General features: G+C 57.3%; 13 protein-coding genes. 1 reads left to right on the top strand and 12 read right to left on the bottom strand.

The genetic code is table 11. From position 1 onward, the window contains the following. Both AC0TOF_RS01845 and AC0TOF_RS01840 read right to left on the bottom strand, forming a co-directional pair. On the bottom strand, positions 1-2,436 hold a 2,436-nt coding region (locus AC0TOF_RS01845), incomplete at its 3' end, for an autotransporter-associated beta strand repeat-containing protein (RefSeq protein ID WP_473767009.1). A gap of 620 nt (positions 2,437-3,056) precedes the next feature. Beyond that, positions 3,057-5,117 carry an oxidoreductase gene (locus tag AC0TOF_RS01840; RefSeq protein ID WP_473767008.1) on the bottom strand — a complete coding sequence of 687 codons (2,061 nt, stop codon included), beginning with the start codon at positions 5,115-5,117 and terminating at the stop codon, positions 3,057-3,059. On the opposite strand from AC0TOF_RS01840, the gene AC0TOF_RS01835 reads away from it, so the two are divergent. Next, on the top strand, positions 5,110-6,093 hold the full coding sequence (locus AC0TOF_RS01835; protein ID WP_473767007.1) for a TetR/AcrR family transcriptional regulator: 984 nt from the start codon (positions 5,110-5,112) through the stop codon (positions 6,091-6,093). The two genes, AC0TOF_RS01840 and AC0TOF_RS01835, sit on opposite strands and share 8 nt — an antisense overlap. Positions 6,094-6,162: 69 nt before the next feature. Here AC0TOF_RS01835 and AC0TOF_RS01830 read toward each other — a convergent pair whose 3' ends face one another. The 10 genes from AC0TOF_RS01830 to AC0TOF_RS01785 all read right to left on the bottom strand — a co-directional run bounded on the left by AC0TOF_RS01830 (position 6,163) and on the right by AC0TOF_RS01785 (position 16,843). Then, positions 6,163-6,918, bottom strand: a complete 756-nt coding sequence (locus tag AC0TOF_RS01830) for an SDR family NAD(P)-dependent oxidoreductase (protein ID WP_473767006.1) — start codon at positions 6,916-6,918, stop codon at positions 6,163-6,165. Positions 6,919-6,933: 15 nt separating this feature from the next. After that, positions 6,934-7,704 (bottom strand): SDR family NAD(P)-dependent oxidoreductase, encoded by a 771-nt coding sequence (locus AC0TOF_RS01825; RefSeq protein WP_473767005.1) that lies wholly within the window; start codon positions 7,702-7,704, stop codon positions 6,934-6,936. A gap of 22 nt (positions 7,705-7,726) precedes the next feature. Further along, positions 7,727-9,220: an FGGY-family carbohydrate kinase gene (locus tag AC0TOF_RS01820; RefSeq protein ID WP_473767004.1), complete on the bottom strand. Its 1,494-nt coding sequence runs from the start codon at positions 9,218-9,220 to the stop codon at positions 7,727-7,729. A 62-nt stretch (positions 9,221-9,282) separates the two neighbouring features. Then, a complete protein-coding gene (locus tag AC0TOF_RS01815) occupies positions 9,283-9,621 on the bottom strand; it encodes a carboxymuconolactone decarboxylase family protein (protein ID WP_473767003.1) in 339 nt (112 codons plus the stop codon). Further along, entirely contained in the window at positions 9,614-11,227 is a 1,614-nt protein-coding gene (locus AC0TOF_RS01810; protein ID WP_473767002.1) for an acetoin dehydrogenase dihydrolipoyllysine-residue acetyltransferase subunit, read from the bottom strand. Before AC0TOF_RS01810 ends, AC0TOF_RS01815 begins: the two co-directional genes overlap by 8 nt. Next, positions 11,224-12,198 (bottom strand): alpha-ketoacid dehydrogenase subunit beta, encoded by a 975-nt coding sequence (locus AC0TOF_RS01805; RefSeq protein ID WP_473767001.1) that lies wholly within the window; start codon positions 12,196-12,198, stop codon positions 11,224-11,226. The genes AC0TOF_RS01810 and AC0TOF_RS01805 overlap by 4 nt, the downstream gene beginning before the upstream one ends. Continuing rightward, positions 12,198-13,226 (bottom strand): thiamine pyrophosphate-dependent dehydrogenase E1 component subunit alpha, encoded by a 1,029-nt coding sequence (locus AC0TOF_RS01800; RefSeq protein WP_473767000.1) that lies wholly within the window; start codon positions 13,224-13,226, stop codon positions 12,198-12,200. Before AC0TOF_RS01800 ends, AC0TOF_RS01805 begins: the two co-directional genes overlap by 1 nt. Positions 13,227-13,284: 58 nt before the next feature. Next, positions 13,285-14,289, bottom strand: coding sequence for an ABC transporter permease (locus AC0TOF_RS01795; RefSeq protein WP_473766999.1), 1,005 nt, complete (start codon positions 14,287-14,289; stop codon positions 13,285-13,287). Next, positions 14,286-15,800, bottom strand: coding sequence for a sugar ABC transporter ATP-binding protein (locus tag AC0TOF_RS01790; protein WP_473766998.1), 1,515 nt, complete (start codon positions 15,798-15,800; stop codon positions 14,286-14,288). Before AC0TOF_RS01790 ends, AC0TOF_RS01795 begins: the two co-directional genes overlap by 4 nt. Positions 15,801-15,892: 92 nt before the next feature. Continuing rightward, positions 15,893-16,843, bottom strand: coding sequence for a sugar ABC transporter substrate-binding protein (locus tag AC0TOF_RS01785; RefSeq protein ID WP_473766997.1), 951 nt, complete (start codon positions 16,841-16,843; stop codon positions 15,893-15,895). Positions 16,844-17,052: the final 209 nt, after the last annotated feature.

Here is a 17,052-nt window from a genome sequence, read left to right as displayed (position 1 = left end):
CGTGGTGTTGCCGCCAACCGTGCCGTGACCGCCAAACCAACCGCCGGACGCGACATTGACCGTACCGGTGCCGTCGCCAAGCTTGCCGCCGTCAAGGCGCAGCCTCCCGGCATTGATATTCGTGTTGCCCTTGAAACCGCTGCTGTCACCCAAAAGTGCCAGCGTGCCGTCACCCGATTTGGTCAAGCTGCCCGAACCGGTGAAGACATTCGACAGCGTAAACACATTGTTGGCATCGGCAATGTCGAAGCCGCCGCCATTGGTGCCCCAGTTGATCAACTTGGTGGTACGGTTGAAAGCCGTGCCGGTCACCCGCAGCGTGCCGCCATCAAAATTGAGTGCGCCCGTGCCAAGGTTCTCTTGCTGTTCGACCGAAATCACGCCAGCGTTAAGATAAGTAGCGCCATAGCTGTTGTTGCCCGAAAGCACCAGCGTGCCGGTGCCCATCTGCGTCACGCTGCCCGTGCCGCTAATCGCGCCGGAAAGCGCGGTTGTGCCAGTGTTATCGACCACAAGATCGCCGCCCGTCAGGGCGATATCGCCAACAATCGCACCATCCCTGGTGCCGTCGCCCAGCTGCAGAATGCCGCCCAAAACCGTCGTCCCGCCCGTATAGCTGTTATTCGCCGTCAGGACCAATGTGCCAGCACCGGATTTGGTCAGCGCGCCGCCTGAAGCAAGTTTCTGGCCGACCGTAAACGTGTTGCCCGCATCGGCAATGTCAAACCCGCCGCCCTGGCTGCCCCAATTGATCGTGCGGCCGGTGCTTTTGAATGTCGTGCCCGTGATCTGCAGAGTGCCACCGTTGAAAGTGAGCCCACCCGATAGGTCACCGAGATTGCCCTCAGACGAAACAGACAGCGTCCCGCCATCCAGAATGGTGCCACCGGAATACGTATTGTTGGCGGTCAGAACAGTCGTGCCGCTCCCTCTCTGAGAAACATTGCCAGTACCGGAAATGACACCGCCAAGCGTCATCGTATCGGAGCGCTTAAAGGCCAGCATACCCTTCGCGGTTGCATCAAGGCCGGTATTGACATTCCCTGTGATGATGCCCGCTGTACCGCCATCGCCGATCTGCAGCACACCCTGCTTGATCGTCCAGCTCTCAGAACTGCCGGTCAGCGACCATGTGCTCGTGCCGGTTTTTTCATTGATCCGAAAACCGTAATATTGTGCATTGCCGTCTATTGTTGTCCCAGCGGTAATGTTTGCGGCGAATGTCGCATCCTCATCACCGCCAAGAATGAATGTGTTCTGCGCACCATTCGCGGTCGATCCATAAACAATTCCGGTGATATCCGAACCGGCATGAAGCTCAAGCCTGTTCGTTCCGCCTTGAAAGCGGATTGCATATCCGTCTTGACCGGCCACACCATTTCCCGGCGTGCCGCCTTTGCCGCCGCTGATCCCACCGCTGTTCATAACCGCCAGATCAGAACCGACAATACCATCGCCGCCATCACCGCCGTTGCCAAGCTTGCTCTGTCTGGAAATATAGATTGGGAGATCCACACCGCCCGTGCCAGACTTCCCGCCATCGCCACCCCGAATTATGCCGGTATTGTCAATGGTCGCACCCGAAGCACTGATGCCCGCGCCACCCTTCCCGCCATTGCCGTTTGAGCCGCCAGTCTGGCTGCCGTCAGGGTCTATAGAACAACAGGCTGGAACATTGCCCCCGTCACCTCCCTTGCCGCCTTGCAATGTCCCCGAATTATCGATGCCTCCTCCGGAGACCTGATAAAGAACAGCAAAACCGCCATCACCGCCGTCACCGCCGCTACCGGAAGTGTCTAAGTAGCGATTCAGAAGCGCATCTCCTCCGCCGTTGCCGCCGTTGCCGCCAGCGCCACCGGCAATCTTTGCGGTATTTGTAAGCGTAACGATTTTCGTTGCCAGCAGGCCATAGCCACCAGCACCGCCACCGCCACCGCCACCGGAAAATCTCGAGGGACTAGCCCCTCCGCCATGACCATCTTTTCCATTCTCAGCCAGCAAGTTCTGCGGATTGATCAAATTCTCCGCTGTCGTTTGCGCGTGGTTGCCGCCGTCGCCACCGTCTCCGCCATCCCCCCCCACGAGAATCGTATTCTGACGGGGGCCCCCTTTCCCGCCATTCCCGCCGCCAGCGCCACCGCCGCCGCCACCACTGCCGCCACCGCCGTCCCCAGTTCCGGAAACGCCATCGCGACCATTCTGTCCGACACCTCCTCCTTGCGCTCCAAGAGCGGTTACATATCCACTGTCCCCTCCATTACCGCCAAAGGTTTGGCTGAAAGACGGAGTCGGCTGGACAAGGGCAGAAACGCTGACTACTCCGACGCTGCCGACCACGAGTGCCAGCACGGAAGCGCCTGTGCGCAAGCTGCGTTTGAACGGAACCGCCAAAGGCGAACGGGTTGACAGTGCTGGCTGTCTCGAACGGTCAATCATCTTGTCTTCCAAACTTGCTTCAAAAAAAATCGATGCGCATGAATGTTCAGCCGGCAGATGGCTCTTACCGAGCCAGCCATCACCGGCTGCAATTTGCGAAAACATCGCCCCCACCTGCATCTGCCAGACAAGGCGCGTCATTTCACGCAAGAACAATAAAAATTTCTGTCCCGATTTGCAGCTTATACACTCAATACAATAAATATCAATTAATCAGTGCAATTTCTATTTACATTGTTGATAATATTTAGTTTAGAAGAAGCTAAATTATTTATGATTACATGATGATAATTCGATACTATTACTATCGTAATCACGCATCAACAGGATTTCAATTTAGGGAATGCTTAAAACCCGCAGGCAAAGCTGAAGACCTGGTTGCACGAGCATGAGATCAAGATCGACGCAGTCAATGCGGCGATGCCTGTTGCCCGGTCTCCCGCTCCCTCCGAATGTTGAGTTCGCCGCATGATCCTGCGCGTCAATGCAGGAACAAATGGCCGTTCTTCGTTAGAGCGCGTTTCGATCTGATTGGATCAGATCGGCGCTCTAACTTATTCAATTTCAAGCATAATCTTATCGATCCTCGTTTCACTCCGGTCGGATTATGCTCTAATTCCTCACCGGTAAATATCGTAATTGTCTTCCGGCGACAGTTGGTTGCGGCTTCTCGCATAACCATGCCCTGCATAGGTTGCCGCAGCAATTATACCTGGAGAAAGACAGTCACCGATGCGCTCGACCGTTTCCAAACCGTGATCCATCCATTGATGTTTCAAGACTACCAGATCGTGCCAGAGCTGATCGTTTGGCAGGCGCGACGTGACCGGAACCAGTATCGCGCAATCGACAGTGCGGATTTTGCCGGAATAAACGCAGGCAATATCAAGCGCATCCTTCCGGCGTCCGGCAAGCTGATGCAACGGGACAAGCTCGACGCCCCTTTCAATCAGGCGGCGCTGCACGCGACCTTGTTCAAGCGTGTGCTCGGTCCAGGGCGCGACAATCGCGGCAGGAGTGACAAAAGTCACGGCTCGTCCCGACGCTGCGATGAGTTCTGCGAGAACGCTCGCCATATAATAGCGGTCGTCATCGAAGATCACGACCGGCCCATCGTTCGCAAGCGCATCCACGCCGCTTTCGAGCAGCGCGTTGACGCTGACAATCGCACCCTCGGCAAGATAACCGAGCGGGTCACGATGAATCCGGCCAACTCCATCGTCCCGCCAGCGCGCGCCGGTGGCAATCGCCACATGCGGGATGCCGTAAGAAAGAACATCTTCTGCACTAAGCCGGCTATCGAGATAGAGTTGCGCGTTGGGCGCCTGTCGCAACTGGCCAAGACGCCAGTCGCGCACGCGGCCCCAGGCAGCAAGGCCAGGAAGGCGACATTCCTGCGCAACGCGGCCACCCCATTCCTGTGCCGCATCAGCCAGCATCACATCGGCGCCGCGCTGCGCCGTGGCTCGCGCCGCTTCCAACCCGGCGGGCCCGCCGCCGATGACGAGTACGGATTGCGGCGCCTCAAGAGGCGGGATAATTTCCGGGTGCCAGCCCTTGCGCCATTCTTCGCCAATGGTCGGGTTTTGCGTACAGCGCATCGGCGCCACCGTGTTGTCACTGGCCGTGCAGATGTTGCAGCCGATGCACTCGCGTATGTCGTCGATGCGGCCATCGCGAATTTTCGCTGGCAGGAAGGGATCGGCAATCGACGGGCGAGCCGCGCCTATCAGATCGAAAATGCCTTTTTTGATCGCACGCACCATCGCGTCGGGAGACGTATAACGCCCTACCCCCACAACGGGTTTTGAGGTGAGAGGTTTTACAAAGGAGACGAACTCCTCCTGAAAGCCCTCCTGCGAAAACCGGGAGGTTTGACTGTCATTCGACCAGTTGGAGAGGTTGACGTCCCAGAGATCGGGTTCGTCGGCAAGCGCCGCTACAACATCGCGCCCTTCTCCATCGTGGGTCAGACCATCGGCGCCCAAAAACTCCTCAACGGCAAAACGCACCGCAATGGCGCATTTATCGCCCACGGCGTCGCGCGTATCAGCGATTACCTCGCGGAAAAGGCGGAGGCGGTTTTCAAAGCTGCCGCCATATTCATCAGTGCGCTTGTTGTAACGGCTGAGCAGAAAATGCTGCAGCAGGGTCATGTCATGACCGGCATAGACATAAATGATGTCGAAGCCCGCGCGCTTGGCGCGCAATGCGGCATCGCGATGCCATTTGCGAAATTGGGCTATGTCGCTTTTATCCATGGCACGCGCCTGAACCGGATCTTCCACATCGACCATGATATCCGACGGTCCAATCGGCGAAAGCCGCGTCAAGCGGTTAGCGATATGGATGCCGTTGTGCACAAGCTGGATCGCTGCGAGGCTTCCCTGTTCATGCACGGCATCGGTCAACTGGATAAGGCGCGGAATGTCCTTGTCGTCCCACAGCCTGCCCTGATTGGACGGGGTGATATCGGAGGTGGGGTGGATTTCGGTTTCCTGCGTGGCGACGACGCCCCAGCCGCCCTCTGCCTTCATCCGCCGCATATGGCGGTCGGCGTCAGGATAGCGATGCCCCATGCCGCTGCAATGCGGCACCTGATAAAAGCGGTTGGGCGCGGTGACCGGACCAATCTTTATGGGTTCGAACAATATATCGTAACGTGGCTCGCGCATGGGCATTGTTCCATTGTTCCGGAAAGCGGACCGTGGGGTCCGCCCTCGCCGGCTCATGACTATCGATGGCGTGTCGGGTGAGGTTTTCAGCCTGGCTGATCGACCGGCAGGCATTGACAGGTTTGCAAGGCAGGGCCGCGACCTTTGCCGCCGCGCATCGCTTCGCACTTTTACTGAAAATGCTCCTCCGCCTGATCGTATTCCCCTGCTGCCTTGCCGGCACTCTTGTTGGGCAATCGCCTATGCCGGAAGCTATACATATCCAAAGTTATTATGCAAGTGCATAATTACGGACGCCGTCCTTGCCTTTGCCGCCATATATGCGACAGATGTAGCGAAGGAGAATTTGCGCTTCATGACAGGCTTGTTCAAACGCGCCCCAGAAAGCGAACGCCGCCGCGAGTTGATTGAAGCGACATTGGAATGTATATCCGAGGTCGGCATTCAAGCGACGACCGTGCGTGCCGTTGCGGCTCGCGCGGGCGTGACAAACGGGCTGATACGCCACCACTTTGAAAACAAGGCCAATCTGATTGTCGCAGCATATCGGCGCACGATGGAGCTGATCACGGCCTCCAGCATGGCAATATTGGAAGGGCGAGAGGGGAAACCGCAGCAGCGGCTACTGCAATTCATCAAGGCAACGCTTGAAGGGCAAGCATCCGATGATCGGATGCTGTCGCTTTGGGCCACGTTCATCAGCCAGAATCGCGTGGACCCGATGATTATGGCGGTGCGCGATGAAAGCTATGCAAATCTTCGCCGGGCAACCGAACCGCTTCTCGCCGAAGTTTTCATAGCCGAAGGGCGAGAGCTTACGCCTGCGGAGATCGAGCGCGCCGCCATTTGTGTCCACGCCATCCTGGATGGTCTGTGGCTCGAAGCTTGCCTCGATCAGACGCGCAAGAAAACGGATATGTTTGTGCAGCTCGCCACCGAAATGATCGAGAAAATTCTGGATACTTCTCTTTCTGACGAGTAAGCGAGGTGAATCATTTCGCGATACGGGCTTGCTGACTGCCTCAAGAAGCTTGTCGTTTCCAATGCTCTTCTAGCTCAACACTATACCGCCATCGACGTTGAGGCTTTGTCCTGTAACAAAAGCGGAATCATCAGATGCCAGAAATGCGACCGGACCAACGACGTCCTCCGGGTCGCCGATACGACGCATCGCCGTCTTCTCCTGCCACGCCTGGCGCACGACGGCATCATCGAGGTTGACCCGTCCCATGTCCGTCAGAATAATCCCGGGGCAAATGCAGTTGGCGGTGATCCCATACGTGCCAACCTCCTGAGCCAGAACGCGGGTGAAGCCCATGACGGCAGCCTTGGATGCGGAATAATGGGCCTGTTCGGGCGCACCGTGCTTGCCGCCGATGGAGGCGATATTGACGATGCGACCGTATTTCTGCCGCTTCATGTGAGGAAGCGCTGCCTGAACGACCAGAAACGTACCCTTTGCGTTGACATCAAGCACACTATCCCAGTGCTCTTCCTTCAGGTGCTCGACGTCACCGGCGATCAGAATCCCGGCATTGTTTACGAGAGCATCGATGCGACCGAACACATCAACAACATTGCTGACCATCGCTTCTACGTCGGCTTTGTTGCTCACATCGGCATAGAGGGTCAGAGCCTCCCGGCCTGTGGCCTCAATCGCGCGTGCCACCTCCTGCAAGGCATCCTGTTGGCGCTCGATGTCGTTGATAGCAACATCGAAGCCACGTTTGGTCATGCCGATTGCAATGGCTCGGCCAATACCGCGACTTGCACCGGTAATGAGGGCGATTCTTGCCTGTTCTGTCATGTCATCCTCCCAAAATCAAAGCGCGGTATAGCCGCCATCCACGGCAAGCACGGTGCCGGTCACAAAACTTGCAGCATCGGAGGCCAGAAACAGAACGGCATTCGCGATCTCTCTCGGCTCTCCCAGCCGTCCCTGTGGCGTCATGCGCATCCAGGTTGAGAACCATTCCTCATTGCTGCGGCCAGCAAGTGTCAGTTCCGTCGCGGTGTAGCCGGGTGCAACCGCATTGACGCGAACGCCTTGCTTTGCCCATTCCACAGCCAAAGACTTGGTAATGAGGTTTACTCCGGCTTTAGCCGCGTTGTAGGCAACCTGCGGCTGCGGATAGACGACGATCTCGCCGCACATTGACGAAATATTGACGATAGCGCCGCGCCCGACAGCTGCCATGCGCTTGCCGAAGGCTTGGGCACAATAAAAGACGCCGTTAAGATTGACGTCGATTACAGCGCGCCAGTCCGCTTCGGACGTTTCGCTCGCGGGACTGTTGCGAACGATGCCCGCATTGTTGACCAGGATGTCCGGAACGCCGAACTCCGCGGCAATAGCATTGGCTGTTCGTTCCGCTGCGTCACGATCGGTGACATCCAGAATGTACAGGCTCGCAGAAGAAAGACGACGGACGGTGAGTTCCGCGACCGTCTGCCTGGCAGCCACTTCATCGCGGTCGGTAATGATGACCGTCGCGCCGGCTTCAACGAGAAGCTCGGCAATGGCTCGCCCGATACCCCTTGCGCCGCCGGTTATGACAGCGCGCTTACCAGTCAGTTGAAAATCCTTGAGCATTCTGTCCTCCCGCAAAAATGCCTCAGGCAGCCCGAACCGCTTTCAATGCCGGATAAAGCGCCCGGTATTGCTGATAGATTTCATTGTAGAGAGCCATCTCGCGCAGACGCGGCTCTATGCGCTTGCCGGGCTTCACCATGGCGGCAATACCCTCATCGATGGTTGCGAAATGGCCTGCTCCATGCGCAGCGAGTACCGCAGCCCCCACTGAAGGCGCATCGCGTGACTGCGGCACACAGACGGGCAAGCCCGCAGTGTCGGCATGGATTTGCAGCCAGAGCGGTGACGCGCTCGCACCGCCGCCGACGGTGATTTCCTGGCCGCGATAACCGGCTTCAGCCATGGCATCAAGAATGCTACGGGTGCCGAAACTGATACCTTCCATAATGGCACGGAAGATATGATGCGGTTCATGCGCCAGCGTCAGTCCGACGATTGCACCACGAGACAAGGCATCGGTATAGGGCGTGCGGTTGCCCTGAAAATGATCCTGTACCAGAAGCCCTTCAGCGCCCGGCTCCAGCGCAGCCGCCTTGGCGTTGAGCGCTTCCATGTCCATGGTCCCGTTCATCAGGCGTCCGAGCCATGCGATGATCGAGCCGGTGGACGTCTGCCCACCTTCGATAATGTAGCGTCCGGGATAGACCATATCGGGATAGCTGCCCCATATGCCCGGCGCGTGCAAAGGTTTGTCCGCAACACCAAATTGCAAGTGGGACGAGCCGGTTATCAGCGCAAGCTGACCGGGCTTGGCCACGCCCAGTCCTATCATGCCGATAAGTGCGTCGGCGCCCCCCTGCACTACCTTTACGCTCTGCGAGAGGCCAAGTTCGGAAGCGGCGGATGCACAAAGCCCTCCGATGACCTCTCCGGGCGCGACCACGCGAGAAGGCCATTTCTGCAGTACATCACCGAGGCCAAGTTTCCCCAGAAGTGTGACCGGGAAACCGCCACGATCCGTCGAATAGTGCCAGCGGAGCGACACATTGTTCAGACTGGCGGCTTTTTCGCCGGTCAGGCGCAGTGTCATGAAATCCTGATACTCGCAGATCGTATCTGCCTTGTCGAATATCTCAGGCTCATTCCGCGCGAGCCACAGTGCTTTCGGGATCATCCATTCCGCCGAAACCGGTCCTCGGCCGCCGCCATTGGCCTGCAGGGCAATATCCGCAGTGGCGAGGACAGCATCGGCCTCGGCACTTGCTCGAACGTCCATCCAGATGATCGATGGACGCAGCGGCTTTCCGTCCACGTCCAGAGCCACGACCGTACAGCTGGTCGTGGCGAGCGTGATCGCTTCTATGGCCGACGGATCGACGGACGAATCCGCAATCGCCTTGCGCGCAGCCTTTACAAAGCCTGACCACCAGTCTTCGGGGTTCTGTTCGGCACGAGCGCCGCTGGAAAACTTGGTCTCATAAGGAACTGCGGCACTTGCAAGGCACATGCCCGAAAGATCGTAAACCCGCGCGCGGACACTTTCCGTTCCTCCATCGGCGGTGAGAAAATAAGTCATTCAACTCCTCCCGAGGCAGATGCGAAAACTCCTCCGTCTTCGCATACCTCATCGCGCACGTTTCAACTCAGGCCTCGAAAGACTTCCAGCGCCTTGCCCGCATACATGACAGCCGGTCCGCCGCCCATTTCAACGGCTACCTCAAGCGCCTCGACCAGTTCCTGCTCGCTTGCTCCATGCCGGATCGCTGCATCCACGTGGTAATAGATGCAATCTTCGCATCCCTTCACGACGGCAATACCGACCGCGATCAATTCGCGCTGAGCGGATGAAAACGCGCCGGCAGCGGTTGCGGTTTTGCTGACCTTGGCGAAGCCAGTCATCAATTCGGGCGCAGCTTTCGCAAAAGCGCCGAGCCGTGCCTGCGCTGTCTTGAGACGAAGCCTGACGTCCTCAGTCATGGGCACCTCCGATGGAATTCAAAATCAGATCGAGAACATCCTTCGCCTGATCCCATTGCGGCATATGGCCAGACTGGCTGAGAAAATGCACCGCGATTGAAGGCGGAAGTGTCGTCGCCTGTTGCCATGGGATGATGCGATCCAGAAGTCCAACCAGAACACGTACCGGTTTCGCGCGAGAAAGCTTTTCCAGTGCCGGAACAATGTCGGTCATTTGCCCTGAAGGGCCAACAATGGCTGCTGCCAGCGCCTTGAGACGCCCTTGGGCCATGGTTTTTGCAAACTCCGCAGCCAGTTCCGGCGAAAGCTCGACGGGCTTGGCAGCGATACGACGCAGCAGATGGCTGACTTCGCCTGCCGTTGTTGCATGGGCCATGCCAGAAATGAATCCTCCGTCCACGTCAGAACCAAGACCGGCAGGAGCGATCATCGTCAAGCTCGAAACACGGCTTACATGCGCAGCCGTAAATTGTGTAGCTGCGACTGCTCCGAGAGAATGCGCAACGACATCGACCTCGGCAACCCTCAGAGCGTCGAGGAATGCGGGCAGGAATGCGCCGAGTTCATCCGCGTTCGTCGCGTTGATGGTCGTTAGTCCGTGAGCAGGAAGATCGGGCGCAATTACCCGGAAATTCGCCCGGCGCAGACCCGATGCAATACCGGTCCAGGTCGTCCGGTCACCAGAGAAACCGTGCAGCAGCAGGATTGTGCGGCCATTTTTCGGACCCTGATCCAGATAGGCGACACGGCCATTCGCAAGATCGGTAAAGTGCACAGCGCTGTTCGATTTCGAATTGCTCGACGCTGCCAGCACATCTTCTTTCTCGATCCGTCCCCGGCGACCACTGCCCGAAAGCAAACTGATGTCGACGCCATTCTGGCGCGCAACTTTGCGAGCAAGCGGCGTGGCCCGAACCCGCCCGCCCTCTCTTGCCGGAGTCGCCTGCCTGGCAGTCGACGTTTTGGCTTCAAACGGGATTGGCTCAGCCTTTAGAACCGCCACTTCAGGCGTTGCGATATCTGCAGCGGCTACTTCAATACGGGCTATGGTCTCGCCCACCGTGACCATTTCGCCTTCCCCGCGCAAGATATCGACAAGCGTTCCACTCGCCAGCGCCGGAAACTCCGCGACGGTTTTGTCTGTCTCGATCTCTAGCACGGCTTCGCCGCGTTCAAAGCTCTCGCCTGCGTTTTTCAGCCAGCGAACGATACGGCCTTCTTCCATCGTTTCACCAAGACGAGGCATATCGAGGTCGGTGACAACGCGTTCGTTCTGCGAACCGGCTGCGCGTGCGGGGTGCAACGCAGCCGGTTCTTCAGGAGAAGGCGCGCTTTCGCCACCTTCATCCGTCCAGTCGGGACCATCGCCGATATCGATACGCGCCAATGGCGCACCAACCATGACCTGATCACCAATAGTGCCGATCCATTCGTTCAACGTACCGTCACCCAAGGCTGGAAACTCAGCCACGGTCTTGTCCGTTTCGATTTCGATTATGGAATCCCCGCGTTTGAAACTGTCCCCTGGCTTGACGAGGAAGCCGACAATCCTGCCTTCCTCCATCGTCTCGCCAAGGCGTGGCATTTTGAGAATCCGTTCAGTCATGACAGCATCTTCTCGGCAACGGAACGAATGAAATCGGGTGTTGGAACGCTTCCGGTTTCCAATTCTTGCGAAACCGAAATTGGAATATCTTCACCGGCGACACGCACCACCGGCTGTTCGAGATAGTCAAAGCATTCCTCGGTAATGCGAGCAGCGAGTTCCGCGGCGACACCGGCAGTCATGACGCCTTCGGAAACCACCATTGCCTTGCCGACACGCTCGACATGTTCACGCACTGTGTCGAAATCGAGCGGATTAAGCGTCCGCAGATCGATGACCGTCGCTTCGATCCCCTTCGTGGAAAGCTTCTCGGCGGCATCGAGTGCATAATGAAGCTGGCGCGAATAGGTGACAATGACTAGATCCTTGCCGGTACGACGGACCGCAGCCTTACCCCATTCGAGCGGCTCGGCGTCGAGATCGACTTCTTCCTTGCGGGTATAAAGCGCCTTGTGCTCGATGAAGACCACGGGATCAGGCTTCGTCAGGCTCTGGCGCAGTAGATGATAGGCATCCTGGATCGTGGCGGGCATGGCAAGGCGCAGACCTGGCGTATGCATTATCCATGCTTCAAGGCTCTGGGAATGTTGGGCACCTGCAGAACGCCCGGTGCCGCCTTGGGTGCGCAGCACCATCGGCACGCCGATTTGCCCACCGAACATGTAGCGTATCTTTGCTGCCTGATTGGCAAGCTGGTCCATCGTCATGCCAAGAAAATCGATATACATCAGCTCGGCAACTGGCCGCAGCCCGGTCATCGCAGCCCCGACCGCCGCACCAACAATAGCCGGTTCGGATATTGGCGTATCGATCAGGCGTTCAGGACCGTACTTCCCGATAAGGTCCTTCGTAACGCCATAGGCGCCGCCATAGCGCCCGACCTCCTCGCCGATCACGACGATGGTGTTGTCCACCGCCATGGCGTCATCCAGCGCTTTGCGCAGCGCGTCGCGGTAAGTCATGGCAACCATTATGCTTCATCCTTGGAAAGTACGCGGTCGATACGGGTGCGGACAGGTTCGGGCTCAGGCTCGCCTAAGGCATACACATCCTTGAACATGGAAGTTAGCGGCGGCGCCTTGGATTCGACGGTGAAATCGATGGTGGCGTCCATCTCGGCCGCAATATCGCTATCCATGGCGTCAAGTGCGGCCTCCTGCGCGAAACCGGAGGTTAGGAGCTGGTCGCGCGTAAATTTCACAGGGTCCTTCTTGCGACCTTCGAGTTCTTCCGCCTCTGCGCGGTATGGACTCTTATCCATGCGCGCATGACCAAAGAACCGATAGCAGGTGACCGACAGGAAACCCGGCTTGCCGAGCCGCGCATCATCGATCAACCCTTGGGCCGCATGCTTGACTTCCTCAACATCAATGCCATCGACAACCCTTCCATTGAGGCCGAATGCGTGGGCACGCTGATCAAAGGCAGTGTTGGCGGTCGCCTGATCGACGCGCGTTCCCATGCCGTACTGATTGTTGATGCAGACAAAAACCACCGGCAGACCCCATAGGGCGGCCATGTTCATGCTCTCATAGAGAATACCCTGTTGCATTGCGCCGTCGCCAAAAAATGCGAGCGAAACGGAATTTTTCTTCAGGTATTTGCTCGACAGTCCAGCACCGACCACAGATGGGATACCACCACCCACGATAGCGTTGGCCCCAAGATGGCCGAGTGCCATGTCGGCAATGTGCATGGAGCCGCCCTTGCCCTGGCAATATCCAGTTTCCTTGCCGCCGATTTCAGCCATCATCTGCCTGGGATCAGCGCCGCGGGCCAGAAAGATGCCGTGGCCGCGATGATGCGTTGTAAATGTGTCCTGCGGCTGCATGGCGGCACACACACCAGCGGCAGCTGCTTCTTCGCCAATGGAAAGGTGAAGCATCGAACCTGCCGTCTGACCTCGCACGAAGAGTTCGCCAACGCGTTCTTCAAAGGTGCGGATGCGGCGCATCGTTCGATAGAGTTCGAGAAGATTGGAGTTACTCGGATTTTGCACGTGCGCCTCCGACAGACCTGTCTGTTGCAAATGTTTCATGATGTCCGGTTCGATGCCCTCACAGGAGCTTTAGTTTGGTGGTACGCGAGACAACCGCGACCGCTACGAGAATGATGAGGCCCTTCACGATGCTCTGGATATACGTATCCATGCCAATCAGATTGAGGCCGTTATTGATGACGCCGATAAACAGCGCGCCGAAGAAGGTTCCGGCAATCGTTGCCGTACCGGGACGGAACATGGTCATGCCGATGAATACCGTAGCTAAACCGTCGAGGAGATAGCGTTCGCCAGCATTCGGCTGGCCGGAGCCTAGGCGCGCTGCCAGAAGCGCCCCTGCAACGGCTGCGAAAATCGAGCAGACGATCAGGGCAGCGGCGCGATAGAAGCGACCGTTCACGCCTGACAGCTCCGCAGCCTTGAGGTTGCCGCCGACAGCGTAAATGTAACGACCGAAGACAGTGCGCTCCATCAGGAACCAGGCGACGAAAACCACAACGACCATGGCATAGGCAAGCACGGGAACGCCGAAGAGCTGCCCCTGTCCCAGCCAGAGATAACTGGCCGGAAGACCGCCATAAATCGCCCGTCCGCCGGTCATCAGAAAATTGATGCCATACAGAATGGAGCCTACCGCCAGCGTCGCAATCAATGAGGGTACGCCGACCAGGGTGACGAGCGCCGCATTGACGGCACCGACAACAAATCCTGCCCCCAATCCGGCCAGCAACGCCAATGGCAAAGGCGTGCCCGCAACCAACAGCAGCGGTACCGCAATACCAGCCATACCGACCATGTAACCGACGGAAAGGTCCATTTCACGTGCTGCGAAGCCGAAAGTCAGACCCGCGCCAACAATGGTGAGCATGGCGATCTGCTGGAGGATGTTGAGCAGATTGTTGGCTGTCAGAAAGCGATCCACTGTCAACGAGAACCCGGCAAACAGCAAAAGCAATACAATGAGGGTAGAATATTTCAGCAGCCATTCACCCTTGAGCTTCTTGCCAAAGCTCTGCGCGTGACGCGACGATTGCGGAGCAACCGCGAGGTTTTGTGTATTCATTGGATGACTCCTGCCATTGCGGCAATGAACTTCGCTTCGGAAAAGGCCTCTCGCGGAATTTCAGCCCCCGGAGAACCGTTCACGAACGGGATGACGCGGTCTGCCACGTCAGCAACTTCCAGTAGGTCGGACGACGTGACCAGAATTGCCACGCCCTTGTCGGCGAGCCGGCGCATCTGAGCATGAATTTCACGCTTGGCCCCGATGTCGACACCCTCAGTGGGTTCGATGAAAATCATCAACCGGTAGTGGTCGTCTGCGCCGTACAACCACTTGCCGATAGAAACCTTTTGCTTGTTGCCGCCGCTCAGGTCCTTCACGAACTGATTGCGCGAATGCGCCTTCACGTTCAAAAGCTGCATAGTGCGGTCGGCTTCCTGCGCTTCACGGCGCATCGACAGCACGCCCGTACCGCCCAAGGCCGCGAATGACGGATGCACCATGGCAAGGTTTTCACGCACATCCCATTCGCCGATCAGCGAATATTCCATGCGGTGATCGGGGACCAGAGCGACGCCCTTTTTCTGCATGGTACGCGCATCGATCCGGGCGATGACGTCGCCCTGAAAACGGCAGATGCCGCGGGTGACGCCACTCCCCGCATAGAGCGAACGGGCGAAGCCAAAATGACCGGCGCCGGTCAAACCGATCAGGCCGACGATTTCACCGGCACGGATGGAAAATTTGTCAACTTCGACATTACCTGCACGCCAGTCACTCACTTCCAAAACCACGCGACCGAAACTGCGATTTTGATTTCCCTCCGAGACCATCGCCGTTTTGCTGCCAGTGCGTTGCAGCATCAGATCGATCAGCCCGGCTTCGCTCGCTTCAGTGACCTGAAGCGTCGCAACATGACGGCCATCACGCAGGACCGTAATTCTATCGCTCAGTGCTCTAATTTCCGAGAGGAAATGGCTGATCAAGACGATGCCAACTCCTTGCCGCGGCAAAGCCCTGATAATCTCCCAGAGACTTTCCTTTTCGCGTGCAGGCAAAGTGGCCGTGGGCTCGTCAAGGATGAGCAGCCGGACATCGCCACGCAATGCGCGAACAATTTCGATGATCTTCTGGTCAGCCATGGGCAGCATGTCGACCTGCTGGTCAAGATCAATAGAAACTTGCGGAAACCAACGCTTGAGTAATTCGCAGGCACGCGACAACAGTCTGCGCTTGTCAATGACACCTAGCCCCAGGCGAGGCTCATCACCAAGCAGAATATTCTGCGCACCGGTCAGTCCGGGCACGAGACTGCCTTCCTGTGATACATGCGCAATGCCCTTGCGTAGCGCATCCCCAGCACTCGATAGTTTTACGTCAGTGCCATCAATGGTGATTGTACCCGAAGTCGGACTTTTACTACCACCAAGAATACTGACCAGAGTGGTCTTTCCAGCACCGTTTTCTCCGATCAGTCCATGCACCTCATCAAACCGAAACTCGGCGTTCACCTGATCCAGCGCCAGCGTTCCTGGATAGGACATAACGATCTGCGACAGGCTTACGGCCATCGGAAAACTCCAACGAATTCAATCTACTTTAAAGGGACCGGAGCGCGGAACGTTGCGCTCCGGCCAGAAGCAGGCCACTTGGGGCTTGCCTACTACTTCGGGAGGAAGTCCTTGCAGTTCTGCTTGGTTACGAGTGGCGCATCGAGATACACGGTTTTGGACGGAATGACCTTTGTTGTGTCTTCCTTTTTGACCACGATGCTTTCAATCCATTCGCCAGTCTGTGCGCCCATCTTTTCGAATGGCTGCGAGACCGTCGCAATCATCAGGCTGTCGGGCTTGCAAACTTCTTCGATGGCCTGCGGATGGCCGTCAATGCCAATCACTTTGACATTCTTCAGACCAGCAGCATTCAGCGCGTTGATCGCAGCTTGTGCGGGCTCATCCCACGGTGCCCAGACAGCATTGATCTCTTCGCCAAAACGCGATGCATAGTCCTGCATAGTCTTGGTTGTGTCTTCGAAGAACGCTGTATAATCGATATTGTGCTCGGCGATTACCTTCACTTCCGGGTATTCCTTCAGCACCGTTTCCATCACGTCGCCGCGCTTGCGCGTGCCATGGTGCTCAGCCATACGCAGGAAGACAAGATTACCCTTGGCGCCCATTTCATTGAGCAAATAGGGCGACACGTCAGCCGACATTGCCCAATTATTGGTGGTTACATCGACCACCACACCGTCGACTTGACCGCTATCGATCGCGAAAACTGGAATTTTGGCCGCAACAGCGGAATCGATTGCAGCGCGTGAAGCGCGCAAATCCGACATGCTGACGATGATCGCATCCACCCCGCGAGAGGCCGCATCTTGAATGTTCGACGCCGTGCGTTCACCGGAGCCACCGCTGTCAAGCACGCTGATATTCCAGTCCTTGTTTGTCGCCTTGAGCCAGGCATCAAAGCCCGCTTTTGCGCGCTGCTCGGACTGCGCGGCAGCATTGGAATGCACCCAGGCGACATTTGTAGCCGAAGCGCTCGCCGTGCCCATGAGCATGGCAAGAGCTGTAACAGTCGCTGCTTTCTTGAAACATCCGAAACCCATTTTTTCCTCCCAAAAGCCATGTGGTTGATTCCACATCTGACTTTGATTGCTACTCGCGGACACGTTCAGTTCACTTGACGTCGAACTGGATGGTGACCATCGCGAAAGACGCCATCGCCACTTCGCCGTTTCTCCCCTTCTGTCGCATCGGCGAATATCTGTTTCTGTTCCTCCAGAACCGCCATTCCGTCGCCTTGCGCCAGTTTCGT

The sequence above is a fragment of the Ochrobactrum sp. PL_is501 genome, from assembly GCF_055816895.1.
Note: the sequence above shows the minus strand (reverse complement) of the source record. Positions and strands in the feature narration are given on the sequence as shown.